Source organism: Vibrio sp. D173a, from assembly GCF_030248475.1.
The window spans coordinates 1-955 of the sequence record NZ_JAHGAH010000669.1 but is presented as its reverse complement, the minus strand read 5'-3'; the positions used below and the strand labels follow the sequence as shown (position 1 = coordinate 955).

The following is a 955-nucleotide window of genomic DNA, read 5'->3' as shown; positions in this document are numbered from 1 at the left end:
GAAGAAATAGAGAAGATAGAGATAAGTGGAAAGGACAAAGTGCCAAGCGTTAGGCAATAAAAAACAGAGCACTAGGCTCCGCTTCTTATCGTATTCACTAATGAGACATTAACGATCACGGAAGATGATGCGGCCTTTAGAAAGGTCGTATGGAGTCATCTCAACAGTTACTTTGTCACCAGTAAGAATACGGATGTAGTTCTTACGCATTTTACCAGAGATGTGTGCTGTCACTACGTGACCGTTTTCAAGCTCAACACGGAACATTGTGTTTGGTAGAGTATCAAGGACAGTGCCTTGCATCTCGATTACGTCTTCTTTAGCCATCTAATCCTCTTTCGACATTTGGCGGTTTTCAACGGCGATGATAGTGCCGTCAAAATCAAATTATGTAAAGTTGTGGCGTATTCTACCCTTGCCACACTTGATTTACTAGCCTTTGATGACGTTGAAATCGTACTTTATAGTTCATAGCGGGGCATTCGTCGATTTGATAACCCAAATAAAGCCACTGTTTTTGGGTTTGTTGGGCATGCTGAATTTGAAACAAAACCCCAAGCGTTCCCAGTGATAAGTCGACATCTGGGTCGAAGAAGGTGTAGAACGCACTGGTGCTTTGGCTCATGACATCGGTAACTGCAACCGCGACTAACTTTTCTTCCAGATAAACGTGTAAATATTGCGTGTCGAGCCACTCGTTCTTTGAAAACTGCAAAAATTCGTCTTTCTGGGGGGGGTACATAGTACCTGAACGGTGACGAGCAGTAATATAACGGCTGTATAGATCAAACCAGTTCTCATCCATCTGTGACCTCATCGTCCATTGATAAGACTTTGCCTTGTTTAATAGCCGTTTTTGACTCTTTGAAAGTTGAATGTCTGGAATAGACAATCTCAGTGCATGACATGAAGAGCAGTCATCACAATGGGGCTTATAAATGGTGGCGCCACTTCG

2 protein-coding genes are annotated in these 955 nt (G+C 42.9%); both read right to left on the bottom strand.

The window, feature by feature from the left end; translation table 11 throughout:
• Positions 1-108 precede the first annotated feature (108 nt).
• The gene (gene infA / locus KIV40_RS28360; protein WP_285352550.1) at positions 109-327 is read right to left on the bottom strand and encodes a translation initiation factor IF-1; all 219 of its coding nucleotides are present in this window, start codon (positions 325-327) and stop codon (positions 109-111) included.
• 82 nt (positions 328-409) lie between these two features.
• A partial coding sequence (locus KIV40_RS28355; RefSeq protein ID WP_285352548.1) for an arginyltransferase occupies positions 410-955 on the bottom strand: 546 nt, incomplete at its 5' end.